The following is a 21,882-nucleotide window of genomic DNA, read 5'->3' on the forward strand; positions in this document are numbered from 1 at the left end:
CCGGGTGGCCACAGACGGGGCTCGCTCGTCCACTGGGTGGCCACCCGGGCGCTCAACTCGACATGCCCGAACCGTCGATCAGGGCATGACCATGCACGCGAAGCCGAGGTTCATCCCGTTGCCCACCGTCATCACCGGTGAAGTCCAAGCGGGCGTGGCGCCTTGTGTCGCGGAAATGGTGTGTTGCCCGGTCGCCTCGGGGATCCAGACCGTGGTGGCCTGGCTGCCGACCACCGGTGCGGGGTTCGGTGAGAAGGTGCCCCCGGCACTGTCGGCGAACTGAACCGATTCGGTCGAGGGATTGTTGTCCACCGTCGCCGTCACCCGGTACTGGCAGTTGGTTCCGTAGTTTCCGAAGCCGAAACTGGTGCCTTGGGCCGGGCTGGCGGTCGCCGTCGTGACCGCCGCGCCGGCGGCGGGTGCGACGAGAACGAATGCCGCCGCGAGCGCTCCGAACCCTGTGATCGCTGCTCCAGCGCGCGACCAGCGCCGATCGCGGGCGCGATTTGGGTGTGCTGTCATCCACATCTCGATCACTCCCGTACTGATTCGGTTGGTGCGGCCGGTTGGTCCGCACAGCTTGTGGGTTTGCCCCGCGTTCCGGAGTTCACAAGCGAGCGCGGGTCTCGATCGGGTAGCGGGCACGGGGGTGCCGGTGTGCGGCGTGTGGCCGTTCCGTGACGATGAAGAGCGTTATGCTGCCGGGAAACACGCTGGTCGGAAGGCGGTTCCGGGCCGTGGTCGGGCAGGGCGCGTCCCGCGGTCGGCGTGTAGGTTCTACCCAATGAAGGCATTGCGTCGTTTCACCGTCCGTGCCCATCTGCCCGAGCGCCTGGCCGCCCTGGGGGAGCTCGCCACGAATCTGCGCTGGTCGTGGCATCCGCCGACGCAGGACCTGTTCGCCGCGCTCGATCCCCAGCGGTGGCAAGAGATGGGGCACGACCCGGTCCGGATGCTGGGCGAGGTGCCCGCGGCGCGGCTGGACGAACTTGCCGCCGACCCCGGCTACGTCGCGCGTGTGGACTCCGCGGCGGCGGACCTGCGCGAGTACTTGGCCGCGCCGGGCTGGTTCCAGCGCCGGGCGGGCGAGGAAGGAGTGCGGGGCATCGCCTACTTCTCGATGGAGTTCGGCGTCACCGAGGTGTTGCCGAATTATTCGGGCGGCCTTGGCATTTTGGCCGGAGACCACCTGAAGGCCGCCTCCGACCTCGGCCTGCCGCTGATCGGCGTGGGATTGCTGTACCGCTCGGGCTACTTCCGGCAGTCGCTGACGACGGACGGCTGGCAAGCCGAGCACTATCCGGCGCTGGATCCGCAGGGCTTGCCGCTGCGGGCGCTCACCTCCGGCGGTTCGCCCGTGCTCATCCACGTCGCGATGCCCGACCGCAGGGTGCTGCGTGCTCGGGTGTGGATCGCGCAGGTCGGCCGGGTTCCGCTGCTGCTGCTCGACTCCGACATCGCCGAGAACGACCCGGAGTTGCGTGCGGTGACCGACCGGCTCTATGGAGGTGACCAGGAGCATCGCATCCGTCAGGAGATTCTCGCTGGCATCGGCGGTGTGCGGGCGGTGCGCGCGTACACCGCGTCCGCCGGACTGCCCGATCCCGATGTGTTCCACATGAACGAGGGCCACGCGGGTTTCCTCGGCGTGGAGCGGATCCGCGAATTCGTCGCGGCCGGGCAGGATTTCGATTCCGCGCTCGCCGCCGTTCGGGCGGGCACGGTGTTCACCACGCATACTCCGGTCCCGGCGGGCATCGACCGGTTCCCCATGCCGATGGTGCGGCGTTATTTCGGCGGCGCGCACGGGGAATCCGAATCCGCTCTGCTGCCGGGGCTTTCGGTGGACCGGATCGTGGCTCTCGGCCGGGAGGCCGATCCGTCGGTCTTCAACATGGCGCACATGGGCTTGCGCCTGGCGCAGCGCGCCAACGGCGTGTCGAAGCTGCACGGCGAGGTGAGCCGGTCCATGTTCGCTTCGCTGTGGCCGGGCTTCGACCCGGCCGAGGTGCCGATCGGTTCGGTCACCAACGGTGTGCACGCCACCACCTGGGCCGCGCGCGAGTGGGTGGACAAGGCGCGCGAACACATCGGCGCGGAGCTGGTCGAGGAGGGGCGTGGCTGGGAACGGCTGCGCGACGTCGATCTCACCGAGTTGTGGTCGACCCGCAACACCCTGCGCGGCATCCTCGTCGAGGAGGTGCGCCGCAGGCTGCGCGCGTCCTGGTTGCAGCGTGGCGCCGCGGAGGCCGAACTCGGCTGGGTGAACGGCGTTTTCGACCCCGATGTGCTGACCGTCGGGTTCGCCCGGCGAGTGCCGACCTACAAGCGCCTCACCCTGATGCTGCGCGATCCGCAGCGACTGCGCGCCCTGCTGCTGGATCCGCGGCGGCCGATGCAACTGGTCGTCGCGGGTAAGAGTCATCCGGCCGACGATGGCGGCAAGGCGCTGATCCAGCAGGTGGTCCGCTTCGCCGACGATCCCGAGGTGCGGCACCGGATCGTCTTCCTGCCCGACTACGACATATCAATGGCTCGCTACCTGTACTGGGGCTGCGACGTCTGGCTGAACAATCCGCTGCGCCCGCTCGAGGCCTGCGGCACCTCCGGCATGAAATCCGCGCTGAACGGCGGGCTCAATCTCTCCATCCGCGACGGCTGGTGGGACGAGATGTACGACGGCGAGAACGGGTGGGCCATTCCGACCGCGGAGGGCGTCCGGGACGAGCACCGCCGCGACGATCTGGAGGCCGCCGCGCTCTACGACTTGTTCGAGCGTGCGGTGGCGCCGCGTTTCTACGAGCGCGACGCGTCCGGGATGCCGGTGCGCTGGGTCGAGATGGTTCGCCACACGTTGCAGACCTTGGGGCCGAAGGTGCTGGCTTCCCGGATGGTCCGCGACTACGCGGTGGAGTACTACGCTCCCGCCGCCGCGGCGTCGCAGCGGGCGACGGCCGACGATTTCGCGGTGGCGCGCGCCATCGCCGAGTACCGCCACCGGGTCGAGTCGGCGTGGCCCTCGGTCAAGGTGATCCAGGTGGACAGTGCCGGGCTGCCGGACACGCCGGTGATCGGGGCGCGGTTGTCGCTCACCGCGCGGGTCGAGCTCGGTGGCTTGAGCGTGCCGGACGTGGTGGTGCAGGCGGTGCTCGGCCGGGTCTCGTCGACCGACGATCTCTCCGACACCACGACGATCCCGATGACGCACGTCGGGTCCGACGCGGGCGCCGAGCTGTTCACCGTGGACACGCCGCTGCCGCTGTCCGGCGCGGTCGGGTACACCGTGCGGGTGCTGCCGCACAACGATCTGCTGGCCTCCGACGCCGAATTCGGACTGGTCTCCGCTCCGAGCGCTTGACCCCGGTGGCGCCGGTCACGGTGGCGCCGCCGTGGGTGTCGCGGGCAGTGAACCGTCGGCTACCGTGCCCTTGGCCCGCCCCGAATCGTTCCTGTACTGGAGTCACCCATGGTCACCGACGTTCTGCACCGGACCCGAGGACGCCTCGACGGATACTTCGGGGTTCGCTCGACCGGCTCGACCGTGAAGCGCGAACTCATGGCGGGGACGGTCACGTTCCTCGCCATGTCGTACGTCCTCGCGGTCAACCCCGCCGTGCTCGGCGATCAGGGCGCGCTGGGTGACAAAGGCATCCCGATGCAGGCGGTGTTCACCGCGACCGCTGTCGCCGCGGTATTCGGCACGCTGGTCATGGGGCTGTGGGCGCGATATCCGATCGCGCTCGCGCCGGGCATGGGACTCAACGCGTTCTTCGCCTACACGGTGGTGCTCGGCATGGGGATTCCCTGGCAGGTCGCGCTGTCGGGCACGTTCCTGTCCGGCGCTATCTTCTTCGTCCTGGCGGTGACGCGGATTCGCGAACGCATCCTCAACGCGATCCCGATGCAATTGAAGCTCGCCGTGGGCGCCGGCATCGGACTGTTCGTCGCCTTCCTCGGCTTGAAGAACGCCGGGATCGTGGTGAACAGCGAGGCGACGCTGGTCACCCTGGGCGACTTCACCAAGGGCACCACCCTGCTCGCGCTGTTCGGGTTGCTGGTGACCGTGGTGTTCCTCGTGCGCGGCTGGCACGGCGCCGTGCTCTACGGCATCGTCCTGACCACCCTCGTCGGCATCGTCAGCGGCTTGGTCGCGCTCCCCAAGGGCTTGTTCGCCGCGCCGCATGGGCTCGAGCAGACCTTCGGTCAGGCGATCGTCCATCTGCCCGACGCGTTCACCGGTCAGATGGTCGTGGTGGTGCTGACCATGCTGTTCGTCGACTTCTTCGACGCATCCGGCACGCTGATCGGCGTCGCGAACCAGGCCGGGCTGCTGGACGCGAACGGTAAGTTGCCGCGCGCGGCGAGCGCGCTGGCGGCGGACTCGGTGGGCACCATGGCGGGTGCGGTCATCGGCACCTCGACCACCACCGCCTACGTGGAATCGACCGCGGGCGTCTCGGCGGGCGGACGGACCGGGCTGACCGCCCTCACCACGGCGGGCTGGTTCTTCGTGGCCATGTTCTGTTTTCCGATCTTCGCGGTCGTCGCGGGCTCCAGCGAGGTGACCGCGCCCGCGCTCATCGTGGTCGGCATCCTGATGGCCCGATCGCTGGGGCAGATCGACTGGAACCGCCTGGAGTACTCGGTGCCCGCGTTCATCACCATTGTGATGATGCCGCTGACGTACTCGATCGCCAACGGCCTGGCCATGGGGATGCTGCTGTACCCGGTGGTCATGGCGGCCAAGGGCCGCGTCAAGGATGTGCATCCGGCGATGTGGGCACTGATGCTGGTGTTCCTCGGCTACTTCTTCTTCCTCGCGGAATGACTTTCCGCTCGCCCGAGCGCTGAACCATCCTTCCCGCCCGACCGTGGAATAGACCGAGAGGTTGGGTAGTTGCCCCCGTTCGTGCGATAATCGGACCGCAGTCCGCTTTCTTCGCCGAAGTAACGATCATGTCCGGGAACGACAGCGCAGGGATGAGGACCACCATGACGATCAAATCCGTACTCGACAGAACCGGAACCGATTCCGAGCTGGACCGAATCGCCCCCGACATCGGCCTGCTGGTCGTGCGAGTCGTCTTCGGCGGCCTGCTCGCGGCGCACGGCGCGCAGAAGCTGTTCGGCTGGTGGGGCGGGCCCGGTCTGCAAGCCAACGCCGACGGCTTCGAGAAGATGGGCTACAACCCGGGCAAGGTATTCGGGACGCTGGCGGGGTTGAGCGAACTAACCGGCGGCCTCCTCTTGCTGCTCGGTCTGCTGACGCCGCTGGCCGGAGCGATCGTGCTGGGCACGATGATCAACGCGATCAACGCCACCTGGGCCGGTGGCCTGCTGGGCGGTTACGAGATGGGTCTGCTGTTCGCGGTGGTCGGCGCGGCGCTGCCCTTCACCGGGCCGGGTAAGTTCTCGTTGGACGCCGGGCGTCCGTGGGAGCGGCATGGATTCGTGTGGGGTGTGGGGGCGCTGATCCTCGCCGTCGTCACGGGCGTGCTCACGTTGATCCTGAAGTGGGTGCTCTGAGCGTGCGGCGCAACGGATTCGCGGCGCTCGCGTTGCCGGCCACGCTGTTCGAGGTGGCGTGGTGGCCGTGCGCCGTTGTCACACCTTCGCCGCGGCGGCCAGCCTGCTCAGTGCTTTGACCACGACCTCAGGGTCGGCCGTCTCCCAGTACGGCGGCAGCGACGCGCGCAGGTATCCGCCATAGCGGGCGGTCGCGAGGCGGGAATCCAGGATGGCCACCACACCGCGATCGTCGACGCTGCGCAGCAGGCGGCCGGTGCCCTGCGCGAGCAGCAGAGCCGCGTGGTTGGCGGCCACGGTCATGAAGCCGTTGCCGCCACGCATCTCCACGGCGCGTTGCCTGGCCGCCAGCAGCGGATCGTCCGGGCGGGGAAAAGGGATGCGGTCGAGGATCACCAGACTCAGCGACGGTCCAGGCACGTCGACGCCCTGCCACAGCGACAGCGTGCCGAACAGGGAGGTCTCCGGGTCGTCGGCGAACTTGCGGACCAACGCGCCCGTCGCGTCCTCGCCCTGGCACAGCACCGGTGTGTGCAACCGTTCGCGGAGTGCGTCGGTGGCCGCGCGGGCGGCGCGCATCGAGGAGAACAAGCCGAGGGTGCGTCCGCCCGCGGCCGTGATCAGTCGCTCGATCTCGTCCAGGTAGGCCGGTGCGAGCCCGTCGCGGCCCGGCGCGGGCAGGTGTTTGGCGACGTAGAGGATGCCGGACTTGGCATGGTCGAACGGTGAGCCCACATCGAGCGAACTCCAGCGCACGCTGTCGGCGTCCGACGGCGCCTGCGCGCCGTTCGCGGTGGCCGGGTCGGTGCGATTGCCCGACTGCGCGGGCAGGCCCCAGGTGACCGCGAGGCCGTCGAACGAGCCGCCGATCTGCAACGTGGCTGAGGTGAGCACGACGGTCGCGGCACCGAAGAGCCTGCTGCGCAGCAGCCCGCCCACCGACAGCGGCGCCATTCGCAGCGACCGGCGCACGACGCCCCGGATCTCGTCGGCGGCCAGCCAGATGACGTCGCGGCGGGCGGCGGGATCGGGCTCGTCGAACGCCGTCAGCGCGCGGACCGCGCTGTCGTGCACCTCGTCGAGCGCGGCCAAGGCCATGGTGCGGGCGGCGGAACTCTCCGGGTCGCCCTGCGCGGCGGTGCTGCCAGGGGGCGCGAGCGCGGTGCGCGCGTTCCACGCGCCGTCGCGGACCAGGGCCAGTACCGGGGCCACGCCGTCGGGCAGGGTGTCCCACCGGGCGGCGGGCAGCTCGTCCAGCACGGTGTGCCAGGCCTCTGCGGCGCCCTCCAGGCGGTCGACCTCCTGCTCGTCGATGAGCTTGGCGCAACGCCGGGCCGCCGCGCTGATCGCGGCGGAGGTCAGTTCGGCGGTGGCCACGCCGGTGACCCGGTCGACCAGCTCGTGCGCCTCATCGATGACCACGACGTCGTGTTCGGGGAGCACCTGGATGCCGCTGATCGCGTCGATGGCCAGCAGCGCGTGGTTGGTCACCACCACGTCGGCCTGCGCCGACTCGGTTCTGGCGCGTTCGGCGAAGCAATCCTGGCCGAAGGAGCAACGCGACTTGCCCAGGCATTCCCGCGACGACACGCTCACCTGCCGCCAGGCCCGATCGCTCACGCCGGGAGCGAGTTCGTCGCGGTCGCCGGTGTCGGTGTCGGAGGCCCATTCGTTGAGCCGTTGCACTTCGCGACCGAGGCGCGAGATCGCGAACGCGTCGAACAACTCCGCTTCGGCGGGCTCGTCCGGTACGGCGCTGTTGATCTTGTTCAAGCACAGATAGTTGTTGCGGCCCTTGAGGATGGCGAACTTCGGCGTGCGTCCCAACGGGCCGCTGAGCGCCTCGGCCAAGCGCGGAAGGTCACGGTCGACCAGCTGACGTTGCAGCGCGATCGTGGCCGTGGAGACCACCACCGTGCGGCCGGTGCGCACGGCGTGGCGCAGGCTCGGCACCAGATACGCCAGCGACTTGCCGGTGCCCGTGCCCGCCTGCACGGCGAGATGCTCCTTGGTATCGATCGCGTGGTCCACCGCCGCGGCCATCGTCACCTGCCCGGCGCGCTCCTTGCCGCCCAGCGCGTGTACGGCGGTAGCCAGAAGATCGGATACGGGGGGCAGTTCGGGCACGCGAGCAGCCTACTCGGCGCCTCCGACAGGGCAGGGCGGTCGCGGAGACCGGACGGTCTATCGGGTGATGCCGCCTTCCAGGTCGACGCCGGCCCCGCGCATGCGGTCCAGTGCGAGGGCGACCGTTTCGGGTGCGACTCCCGCGGTGAGATCGAGCAGGACGCGGGTGTCGAAACCCTCGATGCGCGCGTCCAGCGCGGTGGCGCGCACGCAGTGATCGGTCGCGATGCCAACCACGTCGACGGCGTCGACGCCGCGGTCGTGCAGCCAGTCGGCCAGCCCGGTGCCGTTCTCGGTCGTGCCCTCGAACCCGGAGTAGGCCGCCGAGTACGCGCCCTTGGAGAAGACCGCATCGATGGGTTCGGTGGTCAGGGCGGGGTGGAAGTCGGCGCCCGGCGTGCCGACCCGGCAGTGCGGCGGCCAGCTGTCGATGTAGTCGGGCGCGTCGGAGAAATGCGCACCGGGATCGATGTGATGATCGCGGGTGGCCACGATCACGCCGTAGTTCGCCGCCGCGAGGTGCTCACTGATCCGGGCCGCCACGGCGGCGCCGCCCGCGACCGCGAGCGAACCGCCCTCGCAGAAATCGTTCTGGACGTCGACGATGATCAGTGCCCGGGTCATGGCGACCTCCCGCGATGTGGCTGAACAACTGTTTCAGATTCTGCCGCTCGGTCGGACGCTCGTTCAGCCGACTCGCGGGAAATTCACATGCGCGCGATGTAAACGCGGCCTGCGCCCACGGTGATTACCGGGTGCCCCTTTCGTCGGCGGCCGGATGCGCCGCCTTCCAGCACGGAGACCCTCATGAGCCCTGCCAAACTGTTCCGCAGCGTAATCGTCGCCACCACCGTGTTCCTGGCGGTCTTCTTCCTGCTCGGCTCCCGCCCCGCGGAGCCGTCGGCATGGGTGTGGTTCGGGATCACCGGATTGGTGTTCGCGCTGCTCTTCGCCGCCGGGCTGCGGCTGGTGACCCGCGTCGACGAGCGCAGGCGCTGACCTCAGACGAAGGTGGTCACCACGGCGGGTTCACCCGCCGACAGCTTGAGGCCCTCCCACGGCAGGCTGATCAGTCCGCGCGCGACCAGGTCGCGGCTCTCGGCGAGGGTGGGCAGGTCATCGACCTGCTTGCCCTCCCGGATCAAGGGGACCAGCAGCTCACGAGATCGGAAGCCGTTGCGGGGCGGCATCGGCCCCGCCGCCGGATAGACGATCTCCTCGACGATCGTGCCGGTGTCGCGGGCCAAGCGGAGCGCCTTCTTCGTACCGCCACGAGACTGCTTGTGACTGCTGCGTTTGGCGACCGGCACCCCTTCGACTTCGACCAGCTTGTAGACCATCCCGGCCGTCGGCGCGCCGGAGCCGGTGACCAGGGCCGTTCCGACACCGTAGACGTCGACCGGCTCGGCGCGCAGCGCGGCGATGGCGTACTCGTCGAGATCGCCGGAGACCACGATGCGGGTCTTGGTGGCCCCGAGCGCGTCGAGCTGGTCGCGCACCTGCCTGGCCAGGACACCGAGATCGCCGGAGTCGATCCGCACGCCGCCCAGCTCTGTTCCCGCGACCTCGATGGCCGTCGCGACCCCCCTGGTGATGTCGAAGGTGTCCACCAGCAGCGTCGTCCCGACTCCCAGCGTCTGCACCTGGCTGCGGAACGCTTCGGCCTCGTGCGCCCCGTCGGGGCCGCTGTGCAGCAAGACGAACGCGTGCGCGCTGGTGCCCGCCCCCGGGATCCCGTAGCGGCGTACCGCCTCCAAGTTCGAGGTGGCGTCGAAACCGGCGAGATACGCGGCGCGCGCGCAGTCCGCCGCGGCCAGCTCGTGGGTGCGCCGCGAACCCATCTCGATCATCCGGCGGCCGCCCGCGGCGCTGACCATCCGCGCCGCGGCGGCCGCGATCGCGCTGTCGTGATTGAGAATCGAGAGGACCAGCGTCTCCAGCACGACGCATTCGGCGAAGCTGCCGCGCACCGAGAGGATCGGGGAGCCCGGGAAGTACAGCTCGCCCTCCGGGTAGCCGTCGATGTCGCCGGTGAATCGGTAGTCACGCAGCCAGTCCAACGTCCGCCGATCCGAGAACGAGGCGGCGACGGACAGTTCCGCATCGCCGAACCGGAACTGCCGCAGCGCGTCGAGCACCCGGCCGGTACCCCCGACGACGCCGTAGCGGCGACCGTTTGGCAAACGTCTAGCGAACACCTCGAAGGTGCACTGCCGATGCGCCGAACCATCGGCGAGCGCCGCGGCGAGCATGGTCAGTTCGTACTGGTCGGTCAGCAGTGCCGTGCTGGTCACGCCGTCACGCAGGTCCACGCTGTCACTGTAGACAGAACGGTCGGCTCACGCCGTCCGGCATCGGCCCGGTGAACCGGCGAAAACCCGAATCGGGGCTGCGTGGGTGTTGTTTATCCGGTGTCGAGTCGTACCCTTGACCCTATGGCCTTGTGCAACACAGTCCGGGGTGACGTCGTTGTGGACGCCGCGAACGCGACATTGTCGGCGGCACAGGCGACACCCGAAGCGGTGGAGTACACCGAGATCCTGGAGGCGGAGGACCGCCCGTGGGTGACCGTGGTCTGGGACGATCCGGTCAATCTCATGCACTACGTCACGTATATCTTCCAGAAGCTTTTCGGCTACAGCAAAGCGAAGGCGACCGAGCTGATGCTCAAGGTCCACAACGAGGGCAAGGCGGTGGTCTCGTCCGGTTCCCGCGACAAGATGGAACACGATGTCCAGCGACTGCACGCCGCCGGACTTTGGGCCACCATGCAGCGGGACGACTGACCAGCGCGACTACCCTGACGCCGTGCGCAAGTGGAGCAGGAAGAACTCGCTGAGCGGTCTCAAACTGCGATCCGAAATGGACGCACGTGAGGCCAACGTGCTTCGGTCCCTGGTCGGTGCGGTCTCCGGACTGCTCACCGAGCGCGCCGGGTCGGCGCCCGACGACGACTTGGCCGCCCTCACCGGACTGCGATCCGGCAACACCGTCCCGCCGGAGGATCCGCGGCTGCGCAGACTGCTGCCGGACTTCCACCGCAACGAGCCCGGCTCGCCGGACGCCGAACGCGCCGACCTCAACAGCGCGCTGCGCGGTCTGCACGAGCCCGACATCATCGACGCCAAGCTGGCGGCGGGCTCGGTCGTGCTGGACACCGTGCCGAGCGCGGGCGGCAAGATCGTCATCACCCCCGAGCAGGCCGACGCGTGGTTGACCGCGCTCACCGACGTGCGGCTGGCGCTGGGCACGGTGCTGAACATCGATGCCGACACGCCCGACCATCTCGATCCCGACGATCCGCGCGCCCCGCACCTGGACGTGTACCACTGGCTGACTTGGATGCAGGACTCGCTGCTCCAGGCGCTGGCTCCTTGACCGGTCGCGCTGCGATGATCGGCGCGAACCGACCAGCAGTCCCGCGCCGTGAGGAGTACCGATGGTGAATGCCGAACCGGGTGAACGCAACTCGCTCACCGATGTGCCCGGAGTACTGGTCGGTCATCATCACGTCCTCGATCCGGACGCCACGCTCGGTTCCGGATCGGCGACGGGATGCACGGTGGTGCGCGTGCCGGGCGGCGCGGTGGCGGCGGTCGACGTGCGCGGCGGCGGGCCTGGTACCCGTGAGACCGATCTGCTCGATCCGATGAACACCGTCCGGCAGATCGACGCGATCCTGCTCACCGGCGGCAGCGCCTTCGGGCTCGCCGCGGCCGACGGCGTGATGCGGTGGCTGGAGGAGAACGGCGCGGGCATCGTGATGGACCCGGCGGACCCGAGCCGGGTGGTGCCCATCGTCCCCGGCGCGGTGATCTTCGATCTTCCGGTCGGCGCGTGGGACATCCGTCCGACCGCCGAGTTCGGCTACCGGGCCGCCGCGGCGGCGGACGTCGACTTCGCTCGCGGTTCGGTCGGTGCGGGCGTCGGCGCGCGCGCCGGTTCGATCAAAGGCGGGATCGGCACGGCGAGCAACGTGCTGGGCGATGGCGTGGCCGCGGGAATCACCGTCGCGGCGCTGGTCGTGGCGAATCCGGTCGGCTCGGTGTTCGATCCCCGCACGGGGTTGCCGTGGGGGTGCGGCACCGATGGGCCCGGATTCTTCGGTCTGCGGCAGGCGACCCCGGAGCAACTGGCGGCGGCGAACGCGCTGCCGGTGAAGGGCACCGTGCTCAACACCACGATCGGCGTCGTGGCCACGGACGCTCCGCTCGACCCGGCTGGATGCAAGCGCGTCGCGGCCACCGCGCACGACGGGCTGGCCAGGGCGATCCGTCCCGCGCACTCGCCCCTGGACGGGGACACCCTCTTCGCGCTCGCCACCGGAACGGCGGAGGAGGGCGGCGACTTGCCGTTGCCGCCCGCCTTCCCCGCCGATCTGCTTGTCCTGGACCAGATCTGCACCGCCGCCGCCGTCTGCGTCGAACGCGCCATCGTCGACGCTATCCGCTCGGCGCACCAAGTGGCGGGCATCCCGGCCTACAACGACCTGTTCGGTGTTTGAACAGGCGATGCCGGGAACCGGGGGACCGGGCGACGTCGCCGGGGGAATAGCCGAATATCCTGGCTCGTTGTCGACTGCGATGGGTCGGCGTTGTGGAAAGGTGTGCGACTCGTGCTGGTGATCAGGGCCGACCTCGTGGAGGCGATGGTGGCGCACGCGCGCGCCGATCACCCCGATGAGGCCTGCGGTGTCATCGCGGGGCCGGAGGGCTCGGATCGTCCGGAGCGCTTCATCGCCATGGTCAACGCCGAGCGTTCGCCCACGTTCTACCGCTTCGACTCCGGCGAGCAGTTGAAGGTGTGGCGCGCGATGGACGACGCCGACGAGGCGCCGGTCGTCATCTACCACTCGCACACCGCCACCGAGGCCTATCCGAGCCGGACCGACGTGTCGTACGCCTCCGAGCCGTTCGCGCACTACGTGCTGATCTCCACCCGCGATCCCGAGCGGCACGAGCTGCGCAGCTACCGGATCGTCGACGGCGAGGTCACCGAGGAGCCGGTGCGGATCGTCGACGCGTACGAGAACTAGACCGATGCCTGTTCGCGAAACCGAGGAGTACCCATGCCGGTAACCGTCTCCATTCCGACCATCATGCGCGGCCTCACCGGAGGTGAGAAGCGCGTGCAGGCCGAGGGGGCCACGCTGTCGGCGCTGATCGACGACCTGGAGGCCAACCACCCCGGGCTCGCTGAGCGCCTGCTGAAGGACGGCAAGCTGAACCGCTACGTCAATATCTACGTCGACGACGAAGACGTGCGCTTCGCGGGCGGGCTGGCCGCCGAAGTGCCCGAGGACGCCAGCGTCACGATCCTGCCCGCCGTGGCCGGAGGCTGACCCGTCCCGTGGCGCGTTACGAATCGCTGATCGCGACTCTCGGCAATACCCCGCTGGTCGGGCTGCGCACCCTGTCCCCGCGATGGGACGGTGACGAGCATGTGCGGCTGTGGGCCAAGCTGGAGGATCGCAACCCCACCGGCTCGATCAAGGACCGGCCCGCCCTGCGGATGATCGAGCAGGCCGAGGCCGACGGGCTGCTGCGGCCCGGTTGCACGATTCTCGAACCCACCAGCGGCAACACGGGCATCTCGCTGGCCATGGCGGCGAAGCTCAAGGGATACCAGCTGGTCTGCGTGATGCCCGAGAACACCTCGGTGGAGCGGCGGCAGTTGCTCACCATGTTCGGGGCCAGGATCATCGATTCCCCGGCCGCGGGCGGCTCCAATCAGGCCGTCGCGCTGGCGAAGAAGATCGCCGCGGAGAACCCCGATTGGGTGATGCTCTACCAGTACGGCAATCCGGCGAACACGGCGGCGCACTACGAGACAACCGGCCCGGAGATCCTGGCCGACCTGCCCGAGATCACCCATTTCGTCGCGGGTCTCGGCACCACGGGCACGCTGATGGGGACCGGCCGCTTCCTGCGGGAGAAGGTGCCCGGCATCGAGATCGTGGCCGCCGAACCGCGTTACGGCGAACTGGTCTACGGCCTGCGCAACATCGACGAGGGATTCATCCCCGAGTTGTACGACGAGAGCGTGCTGACCACCCGTTTCTCGGTCGGCCCGTACGACGCGGTGAAACGCACCCGCGAACTGGTGCTCGAAGAGGGCATCTTCGCCGGGATCTCCACCGGCGCCATCCTGCACGCCGCGCTCGGCGTCGCCCGCAAGGCGGTCAAGGCGGGCACGCGCGCCGACATCGCGTTCGTGGTCGCCGACGGCGGATGGAAATACCTGTCGACCGGGGCCTACGACGGCACGCTCGAAGAGGCGGAAGAGCGGCTCGACGGCCAGCTCTGGGCCTGATTCCCGGCCGCGCCGGTACCCTCGGTGAGGCGGGGCCACGTCCCCGCAACGGCGAGGAGGTGGCCATGACCGGCGCGGGACTCGGGCCGTCGTTCGACCCTGATCGGCCGGCTGCGCTTCGTGCGCAGTTGGGCAAGCCCGCCGGTGTGCCCACAGCGCCCGCCACCGCGGGCTTCGCCGCGATCAAGCAACTGTGGCTGCGGGCCGGCGTGCTGATCGCCGGATTCGTGGGGGTGCTGTACGGCGTCGAAGGGGTCGACACCGCCGTCGGTGGCAGGCTCGACCACGCGGGCATCGAGCCGCGCCGCGCCGACGGGCTGACCGGCATCCTGTTCGCCCCGTTGTTGCACGGCGGCTGGCCACATCTGATCGGCAATACGCTCCCGGTGCTGGTGCTCGGCTTCCTGGTCCTGGTGACGGGCATCGGCCGCGGGCTGGCCGCGACCGCGATCATCTGGCTGGGGGCCGGGCTCGGCGTCTGGCTCACCGGGGCGACGGGGAGTACGCATATCGGCGCGTCGTCGCTGGTGTTCGGCTGGCTGACCTTCCTCATCTCCCGTGGCTGGTTCGCGCGCAACGTCGGGCAGATCGTGCTCGGTCTCGTGGTGCTGGCCCTCTACGGGTCGCTGCTGTGGGGCGTTCTGCCGGGACAGCCCGGAATCTCTTGGCAGGGGCATCTATTCGGCGCGTTGAGTGGATTGCTGGCCGGCTGGGTACTCTCTGGAGATGCACGACGAATCCGCCGCGGGGACCGAGCCGGAATCGGCGCGTCGCCGCGGTGACCGGGCGGCCCGCCGGAGATGTGGGGGGATCCTTTCTTGAGTGAGAATTCCGCGTGGCAGCATGGGGGAATGCGCCTTACCGTCCTCGGGTGCTCGGGCAGTGTGTCCGGCCCGGACTCTCCCGCGTCGGGTTACCTGCTGACCGGCCCGGACATGCGGCCGACGGTGATCGATTTCGGTCCGGGAGTGCTGGGCGCGTTGCAGCGCCATGCCGATCCCGGTGAGGTCGACATCTTCCTGACCCATCTGCACGCCGACCACTGCCTGGACCTGCCCGGTTTGCTGGTATGGCGCCGCTACCACCCGACGCCCCCGGAGGGCAAGGCGATCGTGCGCGGCCCGTCGGACGCCTCGTTGCGCATCGGCAACGCCTCCGCCGAGGTCGGCGGCGAATGCGACGACTGGTCCGATGTGATCGACATGCGGCGCTGGGTCGAAGGCGAGCCCATCTCCTTCGGGCCGGGTCACACCGTCACCGCGCGCCGGATGTACCACCCCCCGGAGTCCTACGGTCTGCGGATCGTCACCGCCGCCGGACGCACTTTCGTCTACACCGGCGACACGGCACTGTGCCCCCAGGTCCACGAACTCGCGCAGGGCGCCGACATCCTGATGGCGGAAGCCTCCTGGACCCACGACCCGGCGAATCGCCCTCCCGGCATTCACCTTTCGGGCACCGAGGCCGGCCAGATCGCCGCCCGGGCAGGCGTGAAGGAACTGCTGCTCACCCACATCCCCCCGTGGACCTCCCGCGAGGACGTGATCGCCGAGGCGAAAGCAGAGTTCACCGGCCCCGTGCACGCGGTGGCTCCGGGCGAAACCTTCGATCTCTGACCGAATCCCGGGTAACGCCGGGCATGACGCGAACTTCACGAGCGGAACCGCGTCACCGGCCTTGCGCACCCCGCGCGGCAGCACGCCGGTCTGCTTTTGATATCGACATGCCCAGCGCACCGCGACCACGTCTTTCGAGCCAGCTCACTGCACACCGCGTGCACCGGGTGGCGAACTGCGATACCGACGCGCCCAGCTCGCCTCAACCACGGGTTTCGAGCGAAGCGAGACCGAGCATGCGCCGTTCGCGGCCCGGCTCGCGTTTGCGCGGCCGTCGCGTACGCGACGAAGGAGCAAGCGGCGGCCGCGCAAACGCGAGCCATGACGGGGCCGCGAACACGCCGCGACGAAGTCGCGGCAAATTGAACACAGTAGGCTGTGGCCGTGTCGAGACGAGCCGATGGCAGGGCGGACGATGAGCTCCGCGAGGTCCGGATCACCCGTGGTTTCACCACGCATCCAGCTGGTTCGGTGCTGGTGGAGTTCGGGCAGACGCGGGTGATGTGCACCGCGAGCGTCACCGAGGGGGTGCCGCCGTGGCGGCGTGACTCCGGGTTGGGCTGGCTCACCGCCGAGTACGCGATGTTGCCAGCCGCGACGCACACTCGCAGCGGGCGGGAATCGGTGAAGGGCCGGATCGGCGGACGGACCCAGGAGATCAGCCGTCTGATCGGCCGCTCGCTGCGCGCCTGCATCGACCTCGCCGCGATCGGGGAGAACACCATCGCCATCGACTGCGATGTGCTCCAGGCCGACGGCGGTACCAGGACGGCCGCCATCACCGGCGCCTACGTGGCGTTGGCGGATGCCGTGACCTATCTCGGCGCGGCGGGCGCGCTGGCCGACCCGCAGCCGATCTCCTGTGCGATCGCCGCGGTGAGCGTCGGCGTGGTCGACGGCCGGGTGCGGGTGGATCTGCCCTACGAGGAGGACTCGCGCGCCGAGGTCGATATGAACGTGGTCGCCACCGATACCGGAACGCTGGTGGAGATCCAGGGCACCGGCGAGGGCGCCACCTTCCCGCGCTCCACGCTGGACAAGTTGCTCGATGCCGCGCTCGCGTCCTGCGAGCAGTTGTTCGTCGTGCAGAAAGAGGCGCTGGCGCTGCCGTATCCCGGTGTGCTTCCCGAGCCCGCCGAGTCGAAGAGGAAGTGATGACCCGCCATCTGCTGGTGGCCAGCCGCAACACCAAGAAACTGAACGAACTGCGCCGCATCCTCGACGAGGCAGGCATCGCCGGGATCGAGATCGTCGGATTGAACGATGTTCCCCCGTACGACGAGGCGCCCGAGACCGGCGCGACGTTCGAGGAGAACGCGCTTGCCAAAGCGCGCGACGGCGCCGCGGCCACCGGATTGGCTTGCGTCGCCGACGATTCCGGTATCGAGGTGGACGCGTTGAACGGCATGCCGGGTGTGCTGTCGGCGCGCTGGTCGGGCAAGCACGGCGACGACGCGGCGAACAACGCGCTGCTGCTGGCACAGCTGTCGGATGTGCCGGACGAGCGGCGCGGCGGGCGGTTCGTGTCCACATGCGCGCTGGTGGTGCCCGGCGGCGCGGAGACCGTGGTGCGCGGCGAATGGCCCGGCTCGATCGGGCGGAAGCCGGTGGGCGACGGCGGTTTCGGCTATGACCCGCTGTTCGTCCCGGAAGGCGGCGATGTCACCGCGGCCCAGTTGACGCCCGCCCAGAAGGACGCGGTGTCGCATCGCGGGCGGGCGCTGGCCCAGTTGACGCCCGCGCTGGCCGCGCTCGCCGAAGGCTGACGCCTCAGACGCCGAAGGTCTGCTTGACCTGCTTGGCGTTGACGTGTTCGACGAAGAACGACAGCAACGGGATGGTGCCCGCGAGCAGGGTGCCGACGGTGCGCAGGACCGGCCAGCGGACCTTGACCGCGAGGTCGGCGGTGACCAGCAGGTAGACGAAGTACACCCAGCCGTGCACGACCGCGATCCAGCTGGGGGTGGCCACGTCGAAGCCGTACTTGGCGATCATCTCACCGGTGAGCAGCAGCAACCAGAGGCCGGTGATCCAGGCCAGCGCCCGATAGCGCAGCAGCGCCGGACCGATCTTGGCGGCGTTCCCGGCCCTGGCCGGGGCAGCGGTGGTCTCGGTGGAATTCTCGCTGGTGGTCAACCGGCGCTCCTCTCGCGGGTGTGCAGGCCTGCCGTGCGGACCTGTTCTTCGATGTCGTCGGCGTGCAGCGCGGCGAGGTATCGGTTGTACTCGGCGAGCACGGGGTCCTCATCCCGGACGGCCTTCGGGCGCTCGGGCAGCAGTCCCGCCGGGAGTTCGGTCGGCGCGATCGGCTTCGCGGCGCGCCTGGCTGTGGGTGCATCACGCCGCGAAGCCGCGGCGGACTCGTTCTTTTCCTCTGGTTCGCCTGCCTCGCGTTCCAGCCGCACGAACCGGAAGTAGGCGAAGACGGCGAAACCCGCGAACAGGGGCCACTGCAGCGCGTAGCCGAGATTCTGTGCGGTGCCGGTCGCGGACTCGTACCGTTCCCACTGCCACCAGGCCAGCCCCAGGCAGCCCAGCGCGGCGACGATCACCAGCGCGATGAGGGCCGGGCGGTTGTGTGCCGAGCGGCGGGGTGAGGCGGACACGGCTTCTACGGTACCCGTTCTACTACGCGGGCCGTAGAACAAGGTACGCCGTCCCGCGCCTGCTGTGACCACGGTCATCGAGGCGACGACCGGTGCGGAGCGGACCGGCGCTCGGGGCGGTGTCGGATGCCGAGACGACGGCCGCGCGCCCGCTGCCGGATGTGGCTTCCGATGTGGCAGCGCGCCGCTGCAAATCACGCAGTCGTCACGAGTGGTGCCGCTCGCCGCCATGTGGCAACGCGCATCGGGCGTCCGCTCCGGCGCGTGCCACCGAGCACGCGGCCGGACTCCGCCTGCGGTGGACTCGACGAGTCGGCCCGGTTCGTCCGCAGGGGCCGCGCGCACGACGCGGACCCTTCCGGGCGCATCGACAACCGGGCCCCCGGCGTGCAGTTGCCCGCTGACTGCTCCGGTGTTGCTCCGCTCAGAACGAGTAGGTGACTCCGGTCTTGCGCTCCGACTCTGCCCACAGCCGCTGCCACAGGTCCTTGTTCTGCGACAGGCGGGTGGACGACGAGGGTTTCACCGGGCCCTGGCTGCCGAAGAGCCGGGTCGGGCCCCAGTAGGTCTCGGGATCGGCGTCCGGCATGGTGGCGGCGAACAACGTCGAGTGCGCGGCCTTGGCGGGCGAGTGCCCGATCAGGCGGATGAACGGCTTGGAGATGTGGTCGAGCGGGGTCTCGGTGTGCGCGAAGAGGTCGGTGGCCGAGACACCGGGGTGCACCGCGTAGGAGCGCTTGCGGGAGCCGGATTCACGCAGCCTGCGCTGCAGTTCACGGGCGAACATCAGATTGCACAGCTTGGCCTGCGCATAGGCGAGATTGCGCTGGTAGCGGCGCTTTTCGTAGTCGAGGTCGTCGATCCAGAGCTTCGGCGTCTGCTTGTGCGCGATGCTGGAGAGGGTGACCACCCGATCGGTGATCCGGTCCAGCAGCAGGCCGGTGAGCGCGAAGTGCCCGAGGTGATTGACGCCCCACTGGGTCTCGAAGCCGTCTTTGGTTCGCGAGAACGGGATGTTCATCAGGCCGGCGTTGTTGACCAGGACGTCGAATTCGCCGCTGTCGTCGGCGAACTTGCGCACCGAGGACAGATCGGCCAGGTCCAGTTCCGCCACGCGGACATCGCCGTCGATGCCCGCGGCGACCTCTTTCGCCTTGACCGCGTTGCGGCAGGCCATGATCACGGTCGCGCCCTTGGACGCAAGGACTTTCGTGGTGACGGCGCCCAAGCCGCCGTTCGCGCCGGTGATGACAAAGGTGCGTCCCGTCTGGTCCGGGATCTCAGCTGGTTTCCACGCCATGCGCCAACCTTACTCTGGAGTAAGTTTCCGGGGAAGATATCGGCATCGATCGTCTCAGACGCAAGGGCTCGTGTCGCGGAACGCGCCCGCGACACGAGCTGTCGGCCGGGTCGTTCAGCGGCCGCTGCCGATGGGTTGCCCGAAGGCGGCCGCGAGTACGGTACCCACCGTGTCGCTCCACACCTGCCAGGTGGCGGGGTCCAACGTCATCGAGCCGACATCGGTGATGGTGACGCCGCCGGTCACCGGCGCGCCCGCGAAGCGGTCCTTCAGCCACAGCAGCGCGCGCGGTGCCGCGATCGGGTCCAGGGTCAGGTGCTCGCTGAAGTGGTCGCGGATGTACTCGACCCGCGCGCCCGGGTCCTCGGCATAGGTTCCGACCAGCTCGTTGACCGGTCCGACCGGGATCAGCCAGTCGGCATTGGCCTGGTACATCAGCATCGGCATGTCCGGCACGGCCTTGCCGAGCTTCGTCTTGTGCAGCACGTCGGCGACAGCGGGGTCGGTGAAGGGATTCTTCGCCAGCATCCCGAGGTCGTCGGCGAACGGGAACAGCGCGGCCTGGTAGCTCGCGCAGAGTTGTTCCTTGCCCGCGATCATGAGCTTGCCCAGGCCGTTCGCGTTCTCGTCGAGGAATTTCCGCAGCTCGGGATATTCGCGCGAGACGCCGAGCGCGCCCGCGAAGATCAGCCCGGCGGAGAGATTGCCGTTGGCCATCCGCAATGCGGCCGACAGGTCGGCGGGGATGCCGCCCTCCGCGGTGCCGACCACGTTGAGTTCGGGTGCGTAGTCGCGCTTCAGTTCGGCGGCCCAGCCGGTGGCGATCGCGCCGCCGGAGTAGCCCATCATCCCGACCCTGGTCCCGGTTCCGGACAGTTGCATCGGTGCGAAGTTCTCCGCGGCGCGAATGCCGTCGAGCGTGATCCGGCCCGCCAAAGGACCTGCGGCGTAAGCCGAGTCGGGCCCCTGGTGGTCGGGGATCACCGCGGCCCAGCCTTGGGCCAGTGCGGCCTGCACCTCGAGGAACTGGGCCGCCACCAGGGTGGAGCCGGTCAAGGTCGCGGGGATGGAACCCATCTGGAGTTGATACGACGGCATGCAGTAGTTGCCGGTCGAGTCTTCGGCGATCTGGTAGGAGAACAGTGGCCGGTCGGCGACGTAGCCGCGCGGCTTGATCACCGTGGCCACGGCGGGGATGGCCTCGCCGCGGGAGTTGGTGGAGCGGTAGGACAACTGCCAGGCGTCCACGTTCACCGGGAGCAGCGACAGGTTCGCCAGATTCACCTGGCGTGCGGCGATGATCTGGCCGGGGGACAAGTCGGTGTAGGTCTGCGCGGGCGGGCGATAGAACGCCGGGTCGAAGCCCGGCGGCAGCGGCGGAAGGGGGAACGGCAGTGCGGGCTGGACCGCCGGATCGTCCGGCGCGGGCTCGGCGGCTGCCGAGGCGGGGAGGAAGGGCAGTCCCACCGCCACCACGGCGAGCGCCGCGAGCAGCTTCGGTGCGTGCTTGCGCGAAATGACCACGCGAGAACCTCTTCGTTCTGTGAGCCACATTTGTGAGCCCCATCGGTTTCAGACTGGACCCGAGTATGCGGCGTCATGACCCGGATCACAAGTACGAATCGGGCGGCGGCCAAGGCATGCGGGGTAGTTCGTGGTCGCCGGGATTTCGCTACGGTGAGAGATATGACGGCGACAGTGGGCAGGCAATACGGCGGGCGTGCCGTCGTGGAGCGGAAAGCCGAGCGGCGTCAGCGGTTCCTCGACGCGGCCACCCGGATCTTCGCCGAGCGCGGTTACGCCGATTGCTCGCTGGCCGACGTGTGCGCCGCCGCGGGTCTGTCCAAGCGTCAGTTCTACGAGGAGTTCCAGACCAGGGAGGACGTTCTGGTCGCCGCGTACGACCGGATCCAGGACGAGGCCGCCGCGGCCGTGGTCGCGCGGATGGACGCGCTCGACCCGCGGTTCGACCTGCGCGCCGCGATGACCGCCGTGGTGACCGCTTATCTCGAGTCGATCGGCGCCGATCCCTACCGCGCCAAGGTCGCCTTCATCGAAGTGGTGGGCGTGAGCGAACGGATGGAGCGCCACCGCCGCGAACGCAGGCACGGGTGGGCTTCCGTGCTGGAAACCCACGTGGTTCCGGTGGTTGCTCCCGGTTCGCGGGTGCGCGGCACGCCGGGGTGGGGGGCGAGCGCCTTGATCGGCGCGATCAACGGGCTGGCGCACGAGTGGGTGCTCGCCGATCCGCGTCCGTCGGTGGCCGAACTCGTCGATCTGCTCGTGCCCATCGCGATGTCGCTCATCGAGCGGCCGGAGGAAGCGCCGGAGGGCGAACCCGGCTGATTCGCTGCCGTGTCGCTGGATATCCATCGACGCGGCAAAAGCCCATACT

General features: G+C 69.2%; 23 protein-coding genes. 15 read left to right on the top strand and 8 right to left on the bottom strand.

Going from position 1 to position 21,882, the window contains the following annotated elements; genetic code table 11:
* Positions 1-78: 78 nt before the first annotated feature.
* Entirely contained in the window at positions 79-522 is a 444-nt protein-coding gene (locus ABZ824_RS29440) for a hypothetical protein (RefSeq protein WP_355075574.1), read from the bottom strand.
* Between the two features lie 262 nt (positions 523-784).
* On the opposite strand from ABZ824_RS29440, the gene glgP reads away from it, so the two are divergent.
* From glgP to ABZ824_RS29455, 3 genes are all read left to right on the top strand, one after another.
* Positions 785-3,358, top strand: a complete 2,574-nt coding sequence (gene glgP, locus ABZ824_RS29445; protein ID WP_356966877.1) for an alpha-glucan family phosphorylase — start codon at positions 785-787, stop codon at positions 3,356-3,358.
* Between the two features lie 108 nt (positions 3,359-3,466).
* Positions 3,467-4,828 carry an NCS2 family permease gene (locus ABZ824_RS29450; RefSeq protein ID WP_356966878.1) on the top strand — a complete coding sequence of 454 codons (1,362 nt, stop codon included), beginning with the start codon at positions 3,467-3,469 and terminating at the stop codon, positions 4,826-4,828.
* A 164-nt stretch (positions 4,829-4,992) separates the two neighbouring features.
* On the top strand, positions 4,993-5,526 hold the full coding sequence (locus ABZ824_RS29455) for a DoxX family protein (RefSeq protein WP_356966879.1): 534 nt from the start codon (positions 4,993-4,995) through the stop codon (positions 5,524-5,526).
* A gap of 78 nt (positions 5,527-5,604) precedes the next feature.
* Here ABZ824_RS29455 and ABZ824_RS29460 read toward each other — a convergent pair whose 3' ends face one another.
* Together ABZ824_RS29460 and ABZ824_RS29465 are read right to left on the bottom strand one after the other, a co-directional pair.
* On the bottom strand, positions 5,605-7,653 hold the full coding sequence (locus ABZ824_RS29460; RefSeq protein ID WP_356966880.1) for an ATP-dependent DNA helicase: 2,049 nt from the start codon (positions 7,651-7,653) through the stop codon (positions 5,605-5,607).
* A 57-nt stretch (positions 7,654-7,710) separates the two neighbouring features.
* Positions 7,711-8,277, bottom strand: a complete 567-nt coding sequence (locus ABZ824_RS29465; RefSeq protein ID WP_356966882.1) for an isochorismatase family protein — start codon at positions 8,275-8,277, stop codon at positions 7,711-7,713.
* A 183-nt stretch (positions 8,278-8,460) separates the two neighbouring features.
* On the opposite strand from ABZ824_RS29465, the gene ABZ824_RS29470 reads away from it, so the two are divergent.
* Positions 8,461-8,652, top strand: coding sequence for a hypothetical protein (locus tag ABZ824_RS29470; RefSeq protein WP_356966884.1), 192 nt, complete (start codon positions 8,461-8,463; stop codon positions 8,650-8,652).
* A 2-nt stretch (positions 8,653-8,654) separates the two neighbouring features.
* On the opposite strand, the gene ABZ824_RS29475 is transcribed toward ABZ824_RS29470, so the two are convergent.
* Positions 8,655-9,965, bottom strand: a complete 1,311-nt coding sequence (locus tag ABZ824_RS29475; RefSeq protein WP_355075587.1) for a nicotinate phosphoribosyltransferase — start codon at positions 9,963-9,965, stop codon at positions 8,655-8,657.
* A gap of 123 nt (positions 9,966-10,088) precedes the next feature.
* Here ABZ824_RS29475 and clpS point away from each other — a divergent pair, with 123 nt between their 5' ends.
* The 10 genes from clpS to rdgB all read left to right on the top strand — a co-directional run bounded on the left by clpS (position 10,089) and on the right by rdgB (position 17,347).
* Positions 10,089-10,439: an ATP-dependent Clp protease adapter ClpS gene (clpS, locus tag ABZ824_RS29480; RefSeq protein WP_039796380.1), complete on the top strand. Its 351-nt coding sequence runs from the start codon at positions 10,089-10,091 to the stop codon at positions 10,437-10,439.
* Between the two features lie 22 nt (positions 10,440-10,461).
* The gene (locus ABZ824_RS29485; protein ID WP_355075589.1) at positions 10,462-11,031 is read left to right on the top strand and encodes a DUF2017 domain-containing protein; all 570 of its coding nucleotides are present in this window, start codon (positions 10,462-10,464) and stop codon (positions 11,029-11,031) included.
* 61 nt (positions 11,032-11,092) lie between these two features.
* The gene (locus ABZ824_RS29490; RefSeq protein WP_356966886.1) at positions 11,093-12,157 is read left to right on the top strand and encodes a P1 family peptidase; all 1,065 of its coding nucleotides are present in this window, start codon (positions 11,093-11,095) and stop codon (positions 12,155-12,157) included.
* A gap of 111 nt (positions 12,158-12,268) precedes the next feature.
* Positions 12,269-12,688: a M67 family metallopeptidase gene (locus tag ABZ824_RS29495; RefSeq protein ID WP_355075591.1), complete on the top strand. Its 420-nt coding sequence runs from the start codon at positions 12,269-12,271 to the stop codon at positions 12,686-12,688.
* A gap of 33 nt (positions 12,689-12,721) precedes the next feature.
* Entirely contained in the window at positions 12,722-12,994 is a 273-nt protein-coding gene (locus ABZ824_RS29500; RefSeq protein WP_355075593.1) for a MoaD/ThiS family protein, read from the top strand.
* 8 nt (positions 12,995-13,002) lie between these two features.
* Complete coding sequence (locus ABZ824_RS29505) at positions 13,003-13,965, top strand: cysteine synthase (RefSeq protein WP_356966888.1); 963 nt, start codon at positions 13,003-13,005, stop codon at positions 13,963-13,965.
* A 65-nt stretch (positions 13,966-14,030) separates the two neighbouring features.
* A complete protein-coding gene (locus tag ABZ824_RS29510; RefSeq protein WP_356966890.1) occupies positions 14,031-14,747 on the top strand; it encodes a rhomboid family intramembrane serine protease in 717 nt (238 codons plus the stop codon).
* 69 nt (positions 14,748-14,816) lie between these two features.
* Positions 14,817-15,581: a cyclic nucleotide-degrading phosphodiesterase gene (locus ABZ824_RS29515; RefSeq protein ID WP_356966892.1), complete on the top strand. Its 765-nt coding sequence runs from the start codon at positions 14,817-14,819 to the stop codon at positions 15,579-15,581.
* Between the two features lie 384 nt (positions 15,582-15,965).
* The gene (gene rph, locus ABZ824_RS29520) at positions 15,966-16,736 is read left to right on the top strand and encodes a ribonuclease PH (RefSeq protein ID WP_355075601.1); all 771 of its coding nucleotides are present in this window, start codon (positions 15,966-15,968) and stop codon (positions 16,734-16,736) included.
* Positions 16,736-17,347, top strand: a complete 612-nt coding sequence (rdgB, locus tag ABZ824_RS29525) for an RdgB/HAM1 family non-canonical purine NTP pyrophosphatase (RefSeq protein WP_356966894.1) — start codon at positions 16,736-16,738, stop codon at positions 17,345-17,347. The genes rph and rdgB overlap by 1 nt, the downstream gene beginning before the upstream one ends.
* 4 nt (positions 17,348-17,351) lie before the next feature.
* Here the strand turns inward: rdgB and ABZ824_RS29530 are convergent, their stop codons facing one another.
* From ABZ824_RS29530 to ABZ824_RS29545, 4 genes are all read right to left on the bottom strand, one after another.
* Positions 17,352-17,651: a DUF3817 domain-containing protein gene (locus ABZ824_RS29530; RefSeq protein ID WP_245562483.1), complete on the bottom strand. Its 300-nt coding sequence runs from the start codon at positions 17,649-17,651 to the stop codon at positions 17,352-17,354.
* A 62-nt stretch (positions 17,652-17,713) separates the two neighbouring features.
* Positions 17,714-18,187 (bottom strand): transcriptional regulator, encoded by a 474-nt coding sequence (locus ABZ824_RS29535; RefSeq protein WP_356966895.1) that lies wholly within the window; start codon positions 18,185-18,187, stop codon positions 17,714-17,716.
* A gap of 424 nt (positions 18,188-18,611) precedes the next feature.
* On the bottom strand, positions 18,612-19,487 hold the full coding sequence (locus tag ABZ824_RS29540; RefSeq protein WP_356966897.1) for an oxidoreductase: 876 nt from the start codon (positions 19,485-19,487) through the stop codon (positions 18,612-18,614).
* Positions 19,488-19,601: 114 nt separating this feature from the next.
* Positions 19,602-21,011, bottom strand: a complete 1,410-nt coding sequence (locus tag ABZ824_RS29545) for a lipase family protein (protein WP_356966898.1) — start codon at positions 21,009-21,011, stop codon at positions 19,602-19,604.
* 162 nt (positions 21,012-21,173) lie between these two features.
* Here ABZ824_RS29545 and ABZ824_RS29550 point away from each other — a divergent pair, with 162 nt between their 5' ends.
* Positions 21,174-21,833 (top strand): TetR/AcrR family transcriptional regulator, encoded by a 660-nt coding sequence (locus ABZ824_RS29550; RefSeq protein ID WP_356966900.1) that lies wholly within the window; start codon positions 21,174-21,176, stop codon positions 21,831-21,833.
* Positions 21,834-21,882 lie beyond the last annotated feature (49 nt).

This window comes from Nocardia sp. NPDC047038 (assembly GCF_040644075.1).
Lineage (GTDB): Bacteria > Actinomycetota > Actinomycetes > Mycobacteriales > Mycobacteriaceae > Nocardia > Nocardia sichangensis.

Excerpts from the sequence above, each read along its gene's own strand:
- ABZ824_RS29470 (WP_356966884.1), top strand. The coding sequence starts at position 8,461 with ATGAGCCCTGCCAAACTGTTCCGCAGCGTAATCGTCGCCACCACCGTG.
- ABZ824_RS29450 (WP_356966878.1), top strand. The coding sequence starts at position 3,467 with ATGGTCACCGACGTTCTGCACCGGACCCGAGGACGCCTCGACGGATAC.
- ABZ824_RS29550 (WP_356966900.1), top strand. The coding sequence starts at position 21,174 with ATGACGGCGACAGTGGGCAGGCAATACGGCGGGCGTGCCGTCGTGGAG.
- ABZ824_RS29500 (WP_355075593.1), top strand. The coding sequence starts at position 12,722 with ATGCCGGTAACCGTCTCCATTCCGACCATCATGCGCGGCCTCACCGGA.
- ABZ824_RS29455 (WP_356966879.1), top strand. The coding sequence starts at position 4,993 with ATGACGATCAAATCCGTACTCGACAGAACCGGAACCGATTCCGAGCTG.
- rdgB (WP_356966894.1), top strand. The coding sequence starts at position 16,736 with ATGACCCGCCATCTGCTGGTGGCCAGCCGCAACACCAAGAAACTGAAC.
- glgP (WP_356966877.1), top strand. The coding sequence starts at position 785 with ATGAAGGCATTGCGTCGTTTCACCGTCCGTGCCCATCTGCCCGAGCGC.
- ABZ824_RS29440 (WP_355075574.1), bottom strand. The coding sequence starts at position 522 with ATGACAGCACACCCAAATCGCGCCCGCGATCGGCGCTGGTCGCGCGCT.
- ABZ824_RS29510 (WP_356966890.1), top strand. The coding sequence starts at position 14,031 with ATGACCGGCGCGGGACTCGGGCCGTCGTTCGACCCTGATCGGCCGGCT.
- ABZ824_RS29515 (WP_356966892.1), top strand. The coding sequence starts at position 14,817 with ATGCGCCTTACCGTCCTCGGGTGCTCGGGCAGTGTGTCCGGCCCGGAC.
- ABZ824_RS29490 (WP_356966886.1), top strand. The coding sequence starts at position 11,093 with ATGGTGAATGCCGAACCGGGTGAACGCAACTCGCTCACCGATGTGCCC.
- ABZ824_RS29465 (WP_356966882.1), bottom strand. The coding sequence starts at position 8,277 with ATGACCCGGGCACTGATCATCGTCGACGTCCAGAACGATTTCTGCGAG.
- clpS (WP_039796380.1), top strand. The coding sequence starts at position 10,089 with ATGGCCTTGTGCAACACAGTCCGGGGTGACGTCGTTGTGGACGCCGCG.
- ABZ824_RS29540 (WP_356966897.1), bottom strand. The coding sequence starts at position 19,487 with ATGGCGTGGAAACCAGCTGAGATCCCGGACCAGACGGGACGCACCTTT.